19 protein-coding genes are annotated in these 17033 nt (G+C 46.5%); all 19 read left to right on the forward strand.

Annotation, left to right across the window (positions count from 1 at the left end):
- The gene (locus WBS51_RS00845; RefSeq protein ID WP_291683356.1) at window positions 1-1368 is read left to right on the forward strand and encodes an acetyl-CoA carboxylase biotin carboxylase subunit; all 1368 of its coding nucleotides are present in this window, start codon (window positions 1-3) and stop codon (window positions 1366-1368) included.
- Window positions 1356-3095 carry an acetyl-CoA carboxylase carboxyltransferase subunit alpha gene (locus WBS51_RS00850; RefSeq protein WP_291683355.1) on the forward strand — a complete coding sequence of 580 codons (1740 nt, stop codon included), beginning with the start codon at window positions 1356-1358 and terminating at the stop codon, window positions 3093-3095. Before WBS51_RS00845 ends, WBS51_RS00850 begins: the two co-directional genes overlap by 13 nt.
- Before the next feature lie 10 nt (window positions 3096-3105).
- The gene (locus WBS51_RS00855; RefSeq protein WP_291683354.1) at window positions 3106-4170 is read left to right on the forward strand and encodes an NAD(P)H-dependent flavin oxidoreductase; all 1065 of its coding nucleotides are present in this window, start codon (window positions 3106-3108) and stop codon (window positions 4168-4170) included.
- A 150-nt stretch (window positions 4171-4320) separates the two neighbouring features.
- The gene (locus tag WBS51_RS00860) at window positions 4321-4656 is read left to right on the forward strand and encodes a helix-turn-helix domain-containing protein (RefSeq protein WP_173747360.1); all 336 of its coding nucleotides are present in this window, start codon (window positions 4321-4323) and stop codon (window positions 4654-4656) included.
- Between the two features lie 74 nt (window positions 4657-4730).
- On the forward strand, window positions 4731-5087 hold the full coding sequence (locus WBS51_RS00865) for a VOC family protein (RefSeq protein ID WP_226853434.1): 357 nt from the start codon (window positions 4731-4733) through the stop codon (window positions 5085-5087).
- Window positions 5088-5230: 143 nt separating this feature from the next.
- Window positions 5231-6679, forward strand: a complete 1449-nt coding sequence (gene gltX, locus WBS51_RS00870) for a glutamate--tRNA ligase (protein WP_173747362.1) — start codon at window positions 5231-5233, stop codon at window positions 6677-6679.
- 1 nt (window position 6680) lies between these two features.
- Window positions 6681-8543, forward strand: a complete 1863-nt coding sequence (locus tag WBS51_RS00875) for an ATP-dependent helicase (RefSeq protein ID WP_294459516.1) — start codon at window positions 6681-6683, stop codon at window positions 8541-8543.
- The gene (locus WBS51_RS00880; RefSeq protein ID WP_294459517.1) at window positions 8540-9184 is read left to right on the forward strand and encodes a 4'-phosphopantetheinyl transferase family protein; all 645 of its coding nucleotides are present in this window, start codon (window positions 8540-8542) and stop codon (window positions 9182-9184) included. Before WBS51_RS00875 ends, WBS51_RS00880 begins: the two co-directional genes overlap by 4 nt.
- Before the next feature lie 71 nt (window positions 9185-9255).
- On the forward strand, window positions 9256-9915 hold the full coding sequence (locus WBS51_RS00885) for a hypothetical protein (protein ID WP_294459520.1): 660 nt from the start codon (window positions 9256-9258) through the stop codon (window positions 9913-9915).
- A 63-nt stretch (window positions 9916-9978) separates the two neighbouring features.
- On the forward strand, window positions 9979-10950 hold the full coding sequence (gene spoIIIAA, locus WBS51_RS00890) for a stage III sporulation protein AA (protein WP_294459522.1): 972 nt from the start codon (window positions 9979-9981) through the stop codon (window positions 10948-10950).
- Window positions 10944-11462, forward strand: a complete 519-nt coding sequence (locus WBS51_RS00895) for a stage III sporulation protein AB (protein WP_173747367.1) — start codon at window positions 10944-10946, stop codon at window positions 11460-11462. The genes spoIIIAA and WBS51_RS00895 overlap by 7 nt, the downstream gene beginning before the upstream one ends.
- Window positions 11463-11486: 24 nt before the next feature.
- Entirely contained in the window at window positions 11487-11681 is a 195-nt protein-coding gene (gene spoIIIAC / locus WBS51_RS00900; RefSeq protein WP_173747368.1) for a stage III sporulation protein AC, read from the forward strand.
- Between the two features lie 12 nt (window positions 11682-11693).
- Window positions 11694-12080 (forward strand): SpoIIIAC/SpoIIIAD family protein, encoded by a 387-nt coding sequence (locus WBS51_RS00905; RefSeq protein WP_173747369.1) that lies wholly within the window; start codon window positions 11694-11696, stop codon window positions 12078-12080.
- A gap of 44 nt (window positions 12081-12124) precedes the next feature.
- Window positions 12125-13312 carry a stage III sporulation protein AE gene (locus WBS51_RS00910; protein WP_294459525.1) on the forward strand — a complete coding sequence of 396 codons (1188 nt, stop codon included), beginning with the start codon at window positions 12125-12127 and terminating at the stop codon, window positions 13310-13312.
- 30 nt (window positions 13313-13342) lie between these two features.
- Window positions 13343-13642, forward strand: coding sequence for a stage III sporulation protein AF (locus WBS51_RS00915; RefSeq protein ID WP_173747371.1), 300 nt, complete (start codon window positions 13343-13345; stop codon window positions 13640-13642).
- Window positions 13639-14112, forward strand: coding sequence for a stage III sporulation protein AG (locus WBS51_RS00920; RefSeq protein WP_291682003.1), 474 nt, complete (start codon window positions 13639-13641; stop codon window positions 14110-14112). Before WBS51_RS00915 ends, WBS51_RS00920 begins: the two co-directional genes overlap by 4 nt.
- A gap of 12 nt (window positions 14113-14124) precedes the next feature.
- A complete protein-coding gene (locus tag WBS51_RS00925; protein WP_291682001.1) occupies window positions 14125-14847 on the forward strand; it encodes a SpoIIIAH-like family protein in 723 nt (240 codons plus the stop codon).
- Window positions 14848-14929: 82 nt separating this feature from the next.
- Entirely contained in the window at window positions 14930-16522 is a 1593-nt protein-coding gene (locus WBS51_RS00930) for a peptide chain release factor 3 (RefSeq protein ID WP_173747374.1), read from the forward strand.
- 113 nt (window positions 16523-16635) lie between these two features.
- Window positions 16636-17016, forward strand: coding sequence for an Asp23/Gls24 family envelope stress response protein (locus WBS51_RS00935; RefSeq protein WP_173747375.1), 381 nt, complete (start codon window positions 16636-16638; stop codon window positions 17014-17016).
- Window positions 17017-17033 lie beyond the last annotated feature (17 nt).

A 17033-nucleotide genomic window follows, 5' to 3' on the forward strand; every position in this document is an offset into this window, starting at 1 on the left:
ATGTTTCAGAAAATCTTAATTGCAAACCGGGGAGAAATTGCAGTGCGGATTATCCGCACCTGCAGAGAAATGGGCATTTGCACGGTGGCTGTTTATTCGGAGGCTGACCGGGACGCACTTCATGCCCAGCTGGCAGATGAGGCCGTGTGTATCGGTCCGGCATCTCCTATGGAAAGTTATCTGAATATGGGAAGGATATTAAGCGCAGCCATCGCCACAAAGGCGGAAGCTATTCACCCGGGCTTTGGTTTTCTTTCGGAGAACAGCCGCTTTGCCGCCATGTGCGAGGAGTGTCACCTTGCTTTTATCGGCCCTTCTGCCCAGGTGATAGAAAAAATGGGGAATAAAGCAGAGGCCAGAAAAACCATGGTGCAGGCAGGCGTTCCGGTGGTTCCGGGGAGCAAAGAGCCGGTTTATGAAGCTGAAGAGGCTCTTTTGCAGGCAGAAAAAATCGGTTTTCCCATTATGATAAAAGCGGCTCTTGGCGGCGGCGGCAAGGGCATGCGTGTGTCTGTCTGCCGGGAAGATTTTCTGGAAAATTTCCGCATGGCACAGACGGAAACCCTGCACGCTTTTGCAGATAATGCCATGTATCTGGAGCGTTATATTGAAAAGCCCCGACATATAGAAGTACAGATTCTGGCAGATAAACAGGGACAGGTCATACAGCTTGGGGAAAGGGATTGCTCCATTCAGAGGCGGCATCAGAAACTGATTGAAGAATCTCCTTCCTGCGCTGTATCACCCAAAGTCAGAGAACAGTTGGGGGAAACGGCCTGCCGGGCAGCTCTGGCTGTGGGATATGAAAGTGCCGGAACCATCGAGTTTCTTCTGGACAAATCCGGGGAATTTTTCTTCATGGAAATGAATACCAGAATCCAGGTGGAGCACCCGGTTACAGAGTTTGTTTCCGGAGTGGATTTGATAAAAGAACAGATTCGTATTGCAGCAGGACTTCCTTTATCTGTAAAGCAGGAAGAGGTTCTTTTGCAGGGGCATGCCATAGAATGCAGAATCAATGCGGAGAATCCTGAAAATAACTTTCTGCCCTGTCCGGGAACCATTCAAAATCTTCATATTCCCGGCGGGAAAGGGGTGCGGGTGGACACGGCGGTGTATTATGGATACCGGATTCCTCCCAATTATGATTCTATGATTATGAAGGTCATTGTCCATGATAAAGACCGGGCTTCTGCCATTGCCAAAATGCGCAGTGTACTGGGAGAAGTGATTATTGAAGGGGTGGAAACCAATCTGGATTTTCAGTACGATATTCTGAATCAGAGAGACTTTGAAGAGGGAAACGTGACAACCCATTTTATAGAAGAACATTACGGAGAGAGGGGTGAAAGAACATGTCTCGACTAAAAGAATTGTTTAAGAAAACAGCCGGAATACAGGCAGAAAAAGCACAGGAAAAGAGAGAAACAGAAAGCCCCTCTGTGCCGGAAGGCCTGTGGGTTAAGTGCCCCAAATGCGGGGAACTCTTATGCAAGGAAGAGGTAGTACGGCATGCATATACCTGTCCGAAATGCGGTGGATATTTCCGCATGAAAGCCAAAACCAGGATGAAACTGGCTGCAGATGAGGGGAGTTTTACGCCCTGGTTCACAGAGATAAACGGGAAAAATCCATTGGACTATCCAGGCTATGAGGAGAAACTGGAGGAATTGAGAAACAAGACAAATCTGGATGAAGCTGTGTACATCGGGAAGGGAAAAATTGACGGCAGTCCAGTGGTTTTAGGTGCCTGTGACACACGTTTTCTTATGGGGAGTATGGGATATGCCGTGGGAGAAAAAATCGCCCTGGCCTTTGAGCGGGCTGTGCAGGAAAAGCTGCCGGTGATTCTTTTCTGCTGTTCCGGCGGCGCCCGTATGCAGGAAGGCATTGTGTCTTTGATGCAGATGGCAAAGACGGCTGCGGCCATCAAAAAGCACAGCCAGGCGGGACTTCTGTATGTTTCTGTACTGACAGACCCTACCATGGGCGGAGTGACCGCCAGTTTTGCCATGCTGGGGGACGTGATTCTGGCAGAACCCCAGGCTTTAATCGGTTTTGCAGGACCCAGAGTCATAGCCCAGACCATTGGAGAGAAGCTGCCGGAAGGTTTTCAGAGGGCAGAATTTCTTTTAGAGCATGGTATGATTGACCGGATTGTAAAGAGAGAGGAACTGCGGCAGGCCTTGTCTGCTCTGGTGAAAATTCATGAGCGCAGACAGGGATATTGTCAGTTTTTCGGTATTTCTATTCCAAAAGAAGAGAAAAGTCAGCAGGAAAACTCCGGAAAACAGGTTCAGACAGAGAACGAAAAGAGAACAGCCTGGGACAGAGTGGAAACGGCCAGAAGCAAAAAGCGGCTGACGGCTTTGGACTATATGGAAACCGTATTTGACGGCTTCTGGGAACTTCACGGAGACCGTCTTTTCGGAGATGACCCTGCCATTATGGGCGGGCTGGCTCTTTTAGACGGGCAGCCGGTGACCGTTATCGGGATTCAGAAAGGACGGACAACCAAGGAAAATCTGGCGAGAAATTTCGGTATGCCTTCTCCGGAAGGATACCGCAAAGCTCTGCGCCTTATGAAACAGGCAGAAAAATTCCAAAGGCCGGTGATTACCTTTATTGACACCCCCGGCGCCTTCTGCGGTATGGAGGCAGAAGAACGTGGACAGGGAGAGGCCATTGCCAGAAATCTGCTGGAAATGGCAGATTTGCAGGTGCCGGTGCTGTCTGTGGTAACCGGAGAGGGAGGCAGCGGCGGCGCCCTGGCTTTAGGCGTAGGAAATGAGGTTTGGATGATGGAAAATGCCACGTATTCCATCTTGTCGCCGGAAGGCTTCGCCTCTATTCTCTGGAAAGACAGTAAGCGGGCGAAAGAGGCGGCAGAGGTCATGAAGGTAACTGCCAAAGACTTGCAGGAACTGGGGATAATTGAGCAGGTGATTTCCGAAGAAATTCCCGCCTGCCCGGAAAATCTCCGGGAAATAGCAGGAGAAATGAAGAAAAGAATGAAACAATTTCTGGAAAAATACAATGCCATGACACCAGAGGAACTGGCGCAGCAGCGATACGAAAGATTTCGCAGAATGTAAAGGAGAGGCTATGGAAAAAACACTGAAAATCGGATTGCTGGAAGCAAAAATTCCGGTGATACAGGGGGGGATGGGTGTGGGAATCAGCCTCTCCACCCTTGCAGGAACTGTGGCAAAAGAAGGCGGTATCGGCATGATTTCCACGGCTCAGATAGGCTGGAGAGAGCCGGATTTTAAGAAGAATCCCTTTGCTGCAAACTACCGGGCCATAAAAAAAGAAGTGCAAAAGGCGAGAGCCATAGCCCCCGGCGGGATTCTGGGTGTCAACATTATGACAGTTACCAGAAACTATGCCCAGTATGTAAGAACAGCAGTGGAGGCAGGCGTTGACCTGATAGTTTCCGGGGCCGGACTTCCTGTGGATTTGCCTGCTTATACAGAGGGAAGTCCGGTAAAAATTGCACCTGTGGTATCATCCCTGAAATCCTTTTTGGTGCTGTGCAGGCTGTGGGAGAGGAAGTATCAAAAAGTCCCGGATTTTGTAGTGGTAGAAGGACCAAAAGCGGGGGGACATCTGGGTTTTTCACAAGAAGAACTGGAAAGATTTCAGAGAGATTCCTATGATGAGGTGCTGCTTTCTATTATAGAAAAAGCCAGAGAATATGGGGAAAAAGTCGGAAGAAAAATCCCGGTTCTTGCAGCCGGAGGGATTTTTGACAAAGAAGATATGTGCCATGCGCTTGCCCTTGGGGCAGACGGAGTGCAGGTGGGAACCCGCTTTGTTGCCACAGAGGAATGTGATGCGCCCAAAGCTTATAAAGAGGCTTATATACAGGCCCAAAAAGAAGATATCTGTATCATAAAAAGTCCGGTGGGAATGCCGGCAAGAGCCATCAGAAATCCGTTTTTGGAACAGGTAGGGAAGAATACCATGAAAATTCAGCATTGCTACCAGTGTATTTCCACCTGTAAGCAGAAAGAAATTCCTTATTGTATTACAGAAGCGTTGGTACATGCTGCAGAAGGGGATATCGAGCATGCTCTTTTATTTTGTGGGGAGAATGCGTGGAAATGTGAAAAAATAGAAAAAGTGAAGGATATTATGAAGGAATTTGCAGAGGCGGCACGAATGTAAAGGTGCCGCCTCTTTTTAAATGATAGAAAATCTGATTTTGCAAACTGGTAGATACTAAATGTAGTCTTTTGGAAACTATTGGAAAATTTTGGTATTTCGTATACTAAGAGCAGAAAATAATAACTGCAAGTTTACAAAGGAGAAATGACTGTGCAAAAGAGTTTTGGCAGAAGAATTAACAAAATCAGAAAGGAACAGGGGATTACTTCAGAAGCCCTGGCGGTTATCTGCGGCGTGAATCCAGTTTTCATCCGACAGATTGAAGGCGGTACCCGGACACCCAGTCTTCCTGTTTTTGTCCGCATTTGCAACGCACTGGAAATGTCACCGGAATATTTTTTACAGGATGAATTGAAAGAGAACCCCCATTCCTGCGACAGAGAAGAAATCATAGAATACATTTCAAAATTTACCCCTGCAGAACTGAAAATGGCAAAAAATATTATTCAGGCCATGGAAATTTCTTTTTCAGATAAGGAAGATTAGAACTTGCTATTTTTCCCGATTTTTTGTATGCTTAGTACAGACGCAATATCACAGACATGAAGGAGGAAATGAATATGAGCAAATTGGAAGAACTGGGATTTGAACTGCGCCATGTAGGTATAAACTGTGAAAACGAAGGAGAAGCCTGCAGCGTAGCAGAGCGTTTTGAAACAATTTTCGGATTTACAAAGAAAGTGGGCAACAGCTCTGTATTCGCAGGAACCGCGGTAGAGGCTATGAAAACACCGTATCTTGGAAAGAACGGACACATTGCCATCGGCACTACAGACGTAGCAGAAGCAGTGAAGTATCTGGAGAGCCAGGGCGTGGAGTTTGATATGGAAACTGCCAAATATAAGAATGAAAAAATGATTGCCGTTTATATGAAAGAGGAAATCGGCGGTTTTGCCGTACATCTAGTACAGAAATAGGAAAGAAACGGGAATTACTACTTGAAAATAGAAAGAGGTTTGAGTATAATTTTCATGGTGACGGGGTATAGGGTGAAAGCCACATACCCCTTGCTTTTTGCTATAGAGAAAGAACATGTAAAAAAGTAAAGGAGATATAGAAGATGAGTACAGTAAGAACAAGATTTGCCCCCAGTCCTACAGGAAGAATGCATGTGGGAAATTTAAGAACGGCTCTTTACGCTTACCTGATTGCAAAACACGAAGGCGGAAGTTTCATGCTGCGTATTGAGGATACAGACCAGGAACGTTTCGTAGAGGGTGCGCTGGATATTATTTACCGCACACTGGCGAAAACCGGACTGGTGCATGACGAAGGTCCGGACAAGGACGGCGGTTACGGTCCTTATGTGCAGAGTGAGAGAAATGCCCAGGGCATTTATTTAAAATATGCAAAACAGCTGATTGAGCAGGGAGATGCGTACTACTGCTTCTGTACAAAGGAGCGTCTGGAATCCCTGAAATCCCAGGTGGGTGACAAGGAAATTGCCATGTATGATAAGCACTGTCTGCATTTGAGCAAAGAGGAGGTAGAGGCAAAGCTGGCGGCAGGGGAGCCTTACGTTATCCGCTTCAACATGCCTACAGAGGGAACCACTACGTTCAGTGATGACATTTACGGAGATATTACGGTGCCGAATAATGAACTGGACGATTTGATTCTTATTAAATCAGACGGTTATCCGACTTACAACTTTGCCAATGTGATTGACGACCATTTAATGGGCATTACCCATGTGGTAAGAGGAAATGAGTACCTGTCCTCCTCCCCGAAATACAACCGTATTTATGAGGCGTTTGGCTGGGAAATCCCTACTTATGTGCACTGCCCTCTGATTACCAATGAAGAGCACAAAAAACTCAGCAAGCGTTCCGGTCATTCTTCTTACGAAGATTTGCTGGAACAGGGATTTTTGACAGAAGCGATTGTGAACTATGTAGCGCTTCTGGGTTGGTGTCCGGAAGATAACCAGGAAATCTTCTCTTTAGAGGAACTGGTGAAAGTCTTTGACTATCATCACATGAGCAAATCTCCGGCTGTTTTTGACATTCAGAAACTGAAATGGATGAACGGCGAGTACATGAAAGCCATGGATGATGAAAAATTCTATGAAATGGCTCTGCCCTATCTGAAACAGGCCATTACCAGAGAAATCGATTTGAAAAAGGTAGCGTCCATGGTGAAGACCAGAATCGAAGTTTTCCCGGATATCCCGGAATTAGTAGATTTCTTTGAGGCAGTACCGGAGTATGATAATGCCATGTACACCCATAAAAAGATGAAGACCAATCCGGAAATTTCTCTGGAGGTGCTCGCGAAGGTTCTTCCGGTTCTGGAAGCACAGGAAGACTACAGCAACGATGCTCTTTACGAACTGCTCTGCGGTTTTGCAAAGGAAAACGGATACAAAAACGGACAGATTCTCTGGCCAATCCGTACGGCACTTTCCGGCAAACAGATGACTCCGGCAGGCGCTACGGAAATCCTGGAAGTGCTCGGAAAAGAAGAAAGTCTGAAACGGATTCAGGCAGCCATTGAAAAATTAAGCTGAGATGGAGAGAAACGCAGCACAGGAAAAAGCCATTCACCACAGCAGCGGCCCTATGATGCTTCTGGCCGGGCCGGGTTCCGGTAAAACGACTACGATGATAAGGAGGATCCGGGCCCTGTTAAGTGAACAGCATATCAATCCTGCAAACATTCTGGTAGTCACCTTTACCAAGGCGGCTGCCAGAGAAATGAAAGAGCGGTTTGAAAAACTCTGTGAAAAAGAAGGAGAGCAGCAGAATTACAGGCAGGTTACCTTCGGCACCTTTCACGGGATTTTCTACGGGATTTTAAGACATGCTTACGGCCTTTCCAGAAACAATATTATCAGTGAAGAGCGCAGGTACGATATGCTCAAAGAGATTGTCTATGCTCTGCGGATAGAGACAGAGGACGAGAAGGAACTGTTTGAGGGATTGGCAGGGGAAATCAGCGAGGTGAAAAACAGCCGGATTCCTTTGGAACATTATTATTCTAAAAACTGTCCTGACGAGGTGTTCCGCCGGATTTATACAGAATATGTATCCGGCTGCAGAAAGGCAAGACTTTTGGATTTTGACGATATGCTTTTGTACTGCTATGATTTGCTGACCCAGAGACCGGACATTTTGGCAGGATGGCAGAAAAAATTTCGTTACATTCTGGTGGATGAATTTCAGGATATCAATAAACTGCAGTATGACATTGTGAAAATGCTGGCTGCCCCGGACAATAATCTGTTTATTGTAGGGGATGATGACCAGTCTATTTATGCTTTCCGCGGGGCAAAGCCGGAAATTATGATGCATTTTCCAAAGGATTTTCCCACCGTGCAGACGGAACTTCTGGCCTGTAATTACCGTTCCACAAAGCGGATTGTGGAAGCCGCAGGAAAGGTTATCGGACACAATAAAAGACGGTTTAAGAAGAAAATCCATACGGAAAATGAGGAAGGCAGGAAACCGCTTATCAAAGGCTTCGGCACGGGAAGAGAAGAGGAGGTGTACGTAAAGGACTGCATTTTAAAAGCCAGAGAGGAGGGCTGCCCTCTGGAAGAGATAGCTGTGCTTTACCGCACCAATTCCGGCGCCGGCTCCCTGGTGGAACTTCTGATGGAATACCAGATTCCCTTTCAGATGAGAGATACACTGCCGAATCTGTATGAACACTGGATTTCCGGGAATTTTATCTCTTATATGAGACTGGCTATGGGAGAGCGGAGCCGTCAGGAATTCCTCCAGGTAATGAACCGCCCCAACCGTTATATCTCCCGCAATGCACTGGAAGACTCTCAGGTGTCCTTTGAAGCTCTCCGGTGGTTCTATGAGGACAAGGAGTGGATGTGCGACCGCATCGACAAGTTTGAGGAAGACTTGAAGAAACTGAAAAATATGACCCCTTACGGAGCTGTCAATTATATCCGCCATGGTGTCGGGTATGAGGAATACTTAAAAGGCTACGCCGCATACCGGAAGCTGAAGATGGAAGACCTGTATGAAGTGATGGATGAACTGGCAGAAAGCGCCAGAGGCTACAAAACTTACGAGGACTGGTTTGCGCATATGGCAGAATACACCAGAAAATTAAAAGAACAGGCTAAAACCCAGATTTCCGGCAAAAGCGGTGTGGTGATTTCCACGCTTCACAGCATTAAGGGACTGGAATTTGACCGTGTGTTTATCATGGATGTGAATGAGGGAATCATACCTTATCACAAGGCAGTTTCTGAAAATGATATTGAGGAAGAGCGGAGGCTGTTTTATGTGGGCATGACACGGGCCAGAAAAGAACTGAGCATGCTCTATGCAAAGGAACGTCATGAAAAGAGAACAGAACCTTCCCGGTTTCTGACGGAAAGCGGGATTACAGAGCAGGAGGAGAGTGCATGAGCAGACATACATCTTCGCCCAGGGAAAGAATAAACATTTACATAGGGAATATTCGGAAACTGACCGGGGACTGTGCAGATAAGAAGCATGCGCAGAGTATCTGCGGCAGGCGCCTTCTGGCCTATGGTCTGCTGGATACAGGCTGTAGGGGAATTTTTCGGGAAAGAGCGCCTTGGGAGGAAGTTTCTGAATATTTAGAACGTATTATGCAGAGAGGAGAGCAGGGAAAACCATATTTTCCCGCTTTCCCTTCTGTATTTTTTAATATCAGCCATACCGGAGCTTATGCGGCCTGCGCGGTGGCAAAGGTGGCCTGCGGACTGGATATCCAGGAGGTTCGGGCAGTAAAGAGTGAACGGCTTTTGCAGCGGACACTTTCAGAAGAAGAATATGCCCTCGTTAAGGCTTCCGGAGAGCGCAATAGAGAATTTTGCAGACTTTGGGCCAAAAAAGAGAGCTTTTTGAAGCTGAGCGGGGAGGGGATTACCAGGGATTTGAAACATATTCCTGTGCCTGCATGGTATGAGCAGTTTGCGCCTTATGAAAATGTGGAGGGATGTATCAGCGCACAGAAAGTTTGCGGCTGTATGTACAGGGAAGTGACGGCGGAAGAATATTTAGAAAAAATTTCGTTTTTTTAATTCTGTTTCTTAGGAAAAATCTTTTATTCTTTGAAGTATGAAAAAAGATATCGAAAGGAACAGGAGAAAAAATGAAAGAAAAAACATGGAAGCATATCTGGTATGCCAGTATATTGCTGTATGCAGTTACCTTATTCTATAGTTTTGTACATAATATTCGGGCCGGGGACTGGGAGCATGTGGGCATGGCTTTTGTGGCAGTGTTGACGCCTTGTATTGTTCCGGCGGTGTTTCGGGTGTTTCGCTGGAAACCAGTGTACGAAATTTATATTCTTTCCAATGCATTTACCTACTTTGCCAGCATTTGGGGCGGTTCTTTAGAGGCATACCGCTTTTGGGGATACGACAAGCTGCTTCATTTTTCCAGCGGCTGGCTGCTTTCTGCTGCTGTGGCTATGCTTTATTTTGCCATAAAGCAGACCAATGAATTTGCGGATAAGAAAGACTGCCTGATTTTTCTGATTTTTCTGAATACGGGAAATATGGCAGTAGCAGAACTGTGGGAATTTTTTGAATATGCCATGCTGGTGTTCTTTCAGAATGACTGTATTAATCACTATACCCAGGGAGTGCGGGACAGTATGAATGATATGCTCTGCGCTGCGGTAGCAGGGATTTTGCTGACTTTGTGTTTTGTGCGGTATTATAAGACCGGGAAGAAAACTTTTCTCATCTGTACTTGTGAAAAGTTTTATGAAAGGAATGTCAAAAAGCAGGAATACAAAATCTAATCCGCTCAAACCAGTCATAAATAAAGATTGTCCTCATATATTATCTTAAAGAGGTGAGGAAAGATGAATCAGACAGAGATTACACGGCTGTTTCCCCTGCGTATCCGGCAGGCGCTTCATAAGGCCTGCCCGGATATGCACCAGGTCTATGAAATCCGTCTTCGTGTTCATGGGCCGCTGATTTTGATTTATCAGGGAAAGGAATTTTTTCTGACAGAGGACGGCAGGCTTTCCCACAGGGAGGCAGAGGCTTGTATGGTCAGTCCGGGAGATATAAAGGAGACCATGGAATATATCAGCAATTATTCCATGTATGCCTTTGAAGAAGAAATCCGCCAGGGCTTTCTGACCATTCAGGGAGGACACCGGGTGGGAATTGCAGGAAAAACCATTCTGGAAGGGAACAAAATCAAAAGTGTAAAATACATATCTTATATCAATCTTCGATTATCACATCAGATAAAGGGGTGTGCAGCGCCCATACTTCCCTATGTTATAAAAAACAAAAGAATATGCCACACATTGATTATTTCACCGCCCAGATGTGGGAAAACCACTCTTTTGCGGGATTTGATCCGTCAGGTCAGCAATGGCAGCAGCCATCTGGACGGCGTCTGTGTGGGCGTGGTGGACGAACGCTCGGAAATCGGGGGCTCTTATCAGGGAATTCCACAGAATGACCTGGGAATCCGCACCGATATTCTGGACTGCTGTCCCAAGGCAGAGGGCATGATGATGCTCATACGTTCCATGTCGCCGGAGGTGGTGGCCGTAGACGAGCTGGGAGATTACGAGGATATTCATGCCATTGAATCCGTGATTCACTGCGGCTGCAGACTGTTTGCCACAGTACACGGCAGTTCTATTGAAGACATTAAGAGAAAACCATTGCTGCAGCGCCTGATGCAGGAGAAAATCTTTGAACGCTATATTATTCTGCATTATGAGAAACGGGCAGGTGAAGTGAAAGCTATTTTTGATGAAAGGGGAACCAGTCTGTACGACTGCAAGAGAAGGCAGGGTATTCTATGCTGAAAATCGCAGGGGCTGTTCTGGTAATTTTTTCCTGTTCGGCTCTGGGGTACAGCAAAAGTATCCACATGACGAGAAGGCTGCAGCAGTTAAGAGAAATCGAAAAGATGGTGTTTCTGATTCTGGGAGAAATTACTTACAGAAGGGAAGCGCTACCGGAGGCATTAGGTACGGTGGCTTACAGGCTGCCAGAGCCTTTGGCCGGCTTTTTAAAGGAGGTGTCTGAGGCTGCGGGGCAGTATCAGGGGGCGTGCTTTCAGGAAATTTTCAGAGAAAAGGCAAAAACATATCTGAGCGGCACAGCGCTGTGTCCAAAGGACCTGGAAGAATTTTTGCAGTTGGGAGCATATCTGGGATATCTGGATATTACCATGCAGAAAAATACCATTACTTTGTACCTGGAACAGTTAAAAAGGGAGATGGAAAACCTGCAGCGGGAAATGCCTGCAAAGCAGAAGCTGTACCGGAGCATGGGAACATTGGGAGGAATTTTTCTGGCAATTATGCTGCTTTGAAAATTATGCAGGGGGAGAGATGCCATGGAAGTGAGTTTATTATTCAAAATCGGTGCAGTAGGCATTCTGGTGTCTGTCCTGTGTCAGATACTAAAGCACAGCCAGAGGGAGGAGCTGGCCTTTCTCACCAGTCTGACCGGTCTTTTGCTGGTGTTGTTCTGGGTGCTGCCCTATATTTATGACCTTTTTCGCACCATAGAAGACTTATTTGCGCTGTAGGGAGGGAAATGCATGGAAGTTTTGAAGGTTGTTATGCTGGGGATGACAGGCATGCTTCTGGGAATTCTTTTAAAAGGCACAAGACCGGAGTATTCCGTGTATTTAAGCCTGGCTGCGGGAATCTGCATTTTTTCTTATATGACAGGGAAGCTGTCCTATCTGTTTTCTTCTGTACTGAAAATTCAGGAATATCTGCCGGTGGACGCACAATATCTGGAAACACTGCTGAAAATGATAGGAATTACCTATGTCAGTGAATTTGCAGCCGGAATCTGCAAAGATGCGGGATATGGAGCCATTGCCTCTCAGATAGATATTTTCGCAAGGCTGTATATTATGGTATTGTCCATGCCGGTGCTGCTGGCGCTGATGGAAACCATTCACAGCTTTCTGGCATGAACCGGGCCGGGAAAAAACCAAAGATAAAGAGAGGGACATGCTCCGTGTGGAGAAAAAAACTGCTTCTGGCGGGAATCTGCCTGTGCGTAGGTTGGAACCTTTCCGGAAAAGAAGTTTTTGCAGCAGCGGAACAGGAGGAGCAGAAAGGGGAAGAAGAACTTTCTGAGAAACAGCAGGAAGCCCAGGAAAAACTTTTGGAAGGGCTGGAATTGGGACAAATGCAGGAGGCGGTCAATGAACTTCTGGGAGAGGAAACCTTCAACATTAGGGAAAGTCTGGCTTTCGTTCTGAAAGAAGGGCGGCTGTTTAGCAAAGAGGGAGTGAAAGAAATCGGGAAAGCTTTTTTGAAAAGTCATTTGTCTGTACAGAAGCAGACGGTAGTGCAGATTTTACTTCTGGTGCTTGCGGCCTCTTTGTTTTCTAATTTTGCCAATGCCTTTGGGAAGGGACAGACCGGGGAAGTCAGCTTTTATGTGGTGTATCTGCTGCTTTTGGTGCTTCTTATTCATACCTTTGGCAGTATGGGAGAGGAACTTTCAAAAAGCCTGCAAGGGTTTGTCCTTTTTATGAAAGCACTGATTCCATCCTATTTTCTGGCAGTCACTGCCGCTGCAGGTTCTGCCAGCGCCATGGTGTTTTACGAAACCGTGCTGCTGGTCATTTATCTGGTACAGGCCGTGCTGCTGAAGCTGATTCTTCCGGGAATCCATGCCTATGTACTCATATCCATGATTAATTTCATCCACAAAGAGGAACTGCTTTCCCGCATGGCAGAACTCTTCAAAACTTTGTTGGAATGGGGGCTGAATGGCTGTACGGCTTTTGTTATCGGCATGCAGGTGATACAAAATATGATAAGCCCGGCAGTGGATTCCCTGAAAAGGGATATGCTGGGGAAAGCGGCAGCAGCTATTCCCGGTGTGGGAAATGCCATAGATGGTGTGACAGAGGTGGCCCTTGGCACAGCCGTGTTAATCCGAAATTCTCTGGGGGTTCTGGGCATGGCCGTGCTGCTGCTGTTGGGGCTGGTTCCTCTGGTGAGACTTGGCATTTCCACCCTGTTATATAAACTTTTGGCAGCCTTGGTGCAGCCGGTGTCCGATAAGAGGATGACCGGCTGCCTGCAGGCTATGGGGGATGGCTGCAGACTGCTTTTGCGGATGCTGTTTACAGCGGAACTGATGCTGTTGATTACCATAGCTGTTTTGACGGTTTCTTTTGCAAATCATTAGCAGGGCAAAAGCCCGGAGAGAGGGTGAAACATGGAAGCGCTGTATGCCTGGCTGGAAAGTCTGATTTGTTATTTTATTCTGCTTTTTGCAGTGATGAATTGTCTGCCTGACAACAGCTATAGAAAATACATTCAGTACTACATGGGGCTGCTGCTCATTCTGGTGGTGTTATCGCCCCTTTTGCATTTATCTGGTATGGAAGGGCAGATAGCTGCTTATACAAAAGAATTCCAGGAGGAAGCACAGGAATGGGAAGAAAAAGCAGAAACCTGGGAAAGGGAGTGGCAGGAGGAGGCAGGGATTATCGAGGGGCAGGAGGTAGTGCCATGAAAGCATGGAAAGATATGATGAAGAAAGAAAATCTGGTGGTGCTTCTTATCCTGGGACTGCTTTTGCTGGTACTGGCCCTTCCCACGGAAAAGACAGACCGGCAAAATGCCAAAAAGGAGGTGGAAACCGCACAGACAGGTACGGCAGAAAACTGGCAGCAGGAAATGGAAAGACAGCTGCAGGAGATACTGGAACAAGTGGAAGGTGTGGGAGAAACCAGGGTCTTTCTCACTTGCCAAAGCAGCAGCAGGAAAATCGTAGAAAAGGACGAAACGGAAACGGTGTATGAAAAGGATGCAAAGGGCACGCAACAGCCTTATGTGGCTTCTGAGGAATACCCCCGGGTAACCGGTGTCCTCATTGTGGCAAAGGGTGGGGGAAATCCTGTGGTTGTGGGGAATATTCAGGCGGCAGTCGAGGCATTATTTCAGGTAGAACCCCATAAAATTAAAGTAATGAAAATGAATTAGAGGAGAATGTGCATGAAAAAAATCTTCAGGAAAAATCAGGTTATCATTACAGCCCTGGCAATCATGATTGCTGTGGCAGGGTACATCAATTATTCAGATAATCATCTGGGTATTGATAAGACGCTGAAGAAGAGTGACGCAGACACTGCCGAGACCTCCGCTGCGGATACAGACGGAATCGTAGAGGAAATCGAAAGTCTGGATTATGATATCACAGACGAGAGCGCCCTTTTAGAGGAAAACAGCAAAGCAGCAGAAGGGGAAGAGGTGCAGCCAAAGGAAGGGGAAGAAAAAGAAACGGCCAGTGCGGAAGGAGAGACAGACGTGCAGACAGAAACTCCGGGAGAAGCTGTGCTGACAGGGGCTTCCGGCTTTGTGGCAGAGGCCAAGGTCAGCAGAGAGCAGGTGCGCTCGGCCAATAAGGAAACCCTTCTGGAAATCATTAATAATGAGAACCTGGGAGAAGAACAGAAGCAGGAGGCTGTAAATTCTATGGTGAACATGACCAATCTGGCAGAGCAGGAATCCGCAGCAGAACTTCTTTTAGATGCCCAGGGCTTTGCAGATGTGGTGGTAAATCTGACGGGAGACAGTGCGGATGTCATTGTGCCTCAGGAATATATGGAGGATGCCAAAAGAGCCCAGATAGAGGATATTGTGAAGCGCAAAACCAGCGTGGCGGCAGAAAATATTGTTATCACACCATTGGATGGGGGAACACAGGAAAATGAATAGTTGTGCATAAAGCCCCTTGACACACATTTCAACGTATACTAAAATAGCGTCAGTGTGCTATATGAGAGAAGGAGGGCCAAACGTGGCTGACTATACCAAAGAAATTACAAAAAGACGTACATTTGCAATTATTTCCCATCCGGATGCCGGTAAAACAACCCTTACCGAGAAGTTTCTTCTTTACGGAGGGGCTATTAATCTTGCGGGAAGTGTAAAGGGCAAGGCAACGGCCCGCCATGCGGTTTCTGACTGGATGGAAATAGAAAAGGAAAGAGGTATTTCCGTAACCTCTTCTGTATTGCAGTTTAATTATGATGGCTATTGCATCAACATATTGGATACTCCCGGACACCAGGACTTCTCAGAGGATACCTATCGTACTCTGATGGCGGCGGATTCAGCGGTTATGGTAATTGATGCTTCCAAAGGTGTGGAGGCCCAGACCAGAAAGCTGTTTAAAGTCTGCGCAATGCGCCATATTCCTATTTTTACGTTTATCAACAAACTGGACAGAGATGCAAACGACACCTTTGACCTTTTAGATGACATTGAGAAGGAACTTGGAATCCCTACCTGTCCGGTGAACTGGCCTATTGGTTCCGGCAAGAAGTTCCGCGGCGTATACGACAGGGAGACCGGGAAAGTCCTTACTTTTTCCGATACCATGAAGGGAACAAAAGAGGGAATTGAGGAGGAAATCGGCATTGACGAGGCCCGTCTTGACGAGGTCTTAGACCCGGAGCAGAAAGAGCAGCTTTTAGAGGAAATCGAACTTTTAGACGGTGCCAGTGCGGAGTTTGACCAGAAACTGGTGGATGAAGGAAAACTTTCTCCGGTATGCTTTGGTTCTGCGCTTACCAATTTTGGTGTGGAAACCTTTTTGAAGCATTTCCTGAAAATGACTTCCAGTCCCCTGCCGAGAAAAGCAGACATCGGAGAAATCGACCCCATGAAGGAGGATTTTTCTGCGTTTGTCTTTAAAATTCAGGCCAACATGAATAAAAACCACAGGGACAGAATTGCGTTTATGCGCATCTGCTCCGGTAAGTTTGAGGCTTCCAAAGAAGTGTTCCATGTCCAGGGCAATAAGAAAATGCGCCTTTCCCAGCCGCAGCAGATGATGGCGCAGGACCGTCATGTGGTGGAAGAGGCTTATGCAGGAGATATTATCGGTGTCTTTGACCCTGGTATTTTCTCTATTGGAGATACGGTATGCTCACCGGGGAAAAAATTCCAGTACGAGGGTATTCCTACCTTTGCGCCTGAGCATTTTGCCAGAGTCCGTTTGCTGGACAGCATGAAGAGAAAGCAGTTTGTAAAGGGAATCAACCAGATTGCCCAGGAAGGTGCCATTCAGATTTTCCAGGAAATCATGGGCGGTATGGAAGAAATCATTGTAGGCGTAGTAGGCGTCCTGCAGTTTGACGTTTTGAAATACCGTCTGGAAAACGAGTACAATGTAGACATTCGTCTGGAAAACCTGCCTTACGAGCATATCCGCTGGATTGAGAACAAGGAAGAGGTGGACGTAAAAGCCCTCACCGGAACTTCGGACATGAAGAAGGTGATGGATATGAAGGGAAATCCGCTTCTGCTGTTTATCAACAGCTGGAGTATCGGCATGACCCTGGACAGAAACGAAGGCCTTGTGCTGGCGGAATTTTCCAGAAATTAAGAAAAGAAGTGAGAAAAAGCGGTTTTTTACGGGAAAAGTAAAAAACCGCTTTTCATTTTTGCAGGGATTTGGTATAATAAAAAGCAGGATATTTCCTATAGGAGGTTTGAAAAATGGCGGAAGACAGAAACAGATATAAAATACATGACAATGGTTCTCTTGGGGAAGTACAGATTGCAGATGAGGTAGTAGCGATTATTGCAGGACTGGCAGCGACAGAAGTGGAAGGTGTCGGTTCCATGGCTGGAAATATTACAAACGAACTGGTTGGAAAACTGGGTATGAAAAACCTTTCCAGAGGTGTGAAGGTAGATGTTCTGGAAGATGTAGTCTGTGTGGATTTGGCTCTGAATATTGAGTATGGATACAATATTTTAGAGACCAGCAAGAAGGTACAGGAGAGAGTAAAAACTGCCATTGAAAACATGACAGGACTGACTGTTTCCGATGTCAACGTGCGGATTGCAAGCGTTGAAATTGACAAGACTAAATAGTTCATTGACAAGTGAAA

This window comes from Blautia acetica (genome assembly GCF_038739805.1).
In the GTDB taxonomy this organism is placed as follows: Bacteria; Bacillota; Clostridia; order Lachnospirales; family Lachnospiraceae; genus Blautia.

Excerpts from the sequence above, each read along its gene's own strand:
- WBS51_RS00865 (WP_226853434.1), top strand. The coding sequence starts at position 4,731 with ATGAGCAAATTGGAAGAACTGGGATTTGAACTGCGCCATGTAGGTATA.
- WBS51_RS00885 (WP_294459520.1), top strand. The coding sequence starts at position 9,256 with ATGAAAGAAAAAACATGGAAGCATATCTGGTATGCCAGTATATTGCTG.
- WBS51_RS00855 (WP_291683354.1), top strand. The coding sequence starts at position 3,106 with ATGGAAAAAACACTGAAAATCGGATTGCTGGAAGCAAAAATTCCGGTG.
- WBS51_RS00925 (WP_291682001.1), top strand. The coding sequence starts at position 14,125 with ATGAAAAAAATCTTCAGGAAAAATCAGGTTATCATTACAGCCCTGGCA.
- spoIIIAC (WP_173747368.1), top strand. The coding sequence starts at position 11,487 with ATGGAAGTGAGTTTATTATTCAAAATCGGTGCAGTAGGCATTCTGGTG.
- WBS51_RS00880 (WP_294459517.1), top strand. The coding sequence starts at position 8,540 with ATGAGCAGACATACATCTTCGCCCAGGGAAAGAATAAACATTTACATA.
- spoIIIAA (WP_294459522.1), top strand. The coding sequence starts at position 9,979 with ATGAATCAGACAGAGATTACACGGCTGTTTCCCCTGCGTATCCGGCAG.
- WBS51_RS00905 (WP_173747369.1), top strand. The coding sequence starts at position 11,694 with ATGGAAGTTTTGAAGGTTGTTATGCTGGGGATGACAGGCATGCTTCTG.
- WBS51_RS00935 (WP_173747375.1), top strand. The coding sequence starts at position 16,636 with ATGGCGGAAGACAGAAACAGATATAAAATACATGACAATGGTTCTCTT.
- WBS51_RS00850 (WP_291683355.1), top strand. The coding sequence starts at position 1,356 with ATGTCTCGACTAAAAGAATTGTTTAAGAAAACAGCCGGAATACAGGCA.
- WBS51_RS00875 (WP_294459516.1), top strand. The coding sequence starts at position 6,681 with ATGGAGAGAAACGCAGCACAGGAAAAAGCCATTCACCACAGCAGCGGC.
- WBS51_RS00920 (WP_291682003.1), top strand. The coding sequence starts at position 13,639 with ATGAAAGCATGGAAAGATATGATGAAGAAAGAAAATCTGGTGGTGCTT.
- WBS51_RS00845 (WP_291683356.1), top strand. The coding sequence starts at position 1 with ATGTTTCAGAAAATCTTAATTGCAAACCGGGGAGAAATTGCAGTGCGG.
- gltX (WP_173747362.1), top strand. The coding sequence starts at position 5,231 with ATGAGTACAGTAAGAACAAGATTTGCCCCCAGTCCTACAGGAAGAATG.
- WBS51_RS00915 (WP_173747371.1), top strand. The coding sequence starts at position 13,343 with ATGGAAGCGCTGTATGCCTGGCTGGAAAGTCTGATTTGTTATTTTATT.
- WBS51_RS00895 (WP_173747367.1), top strand. The coding sequence starts at position 10,944 with ATGCTGAAAATCGCAGGGGCTGTTCTGGTAATTTTTTCCTGTTCGGCT.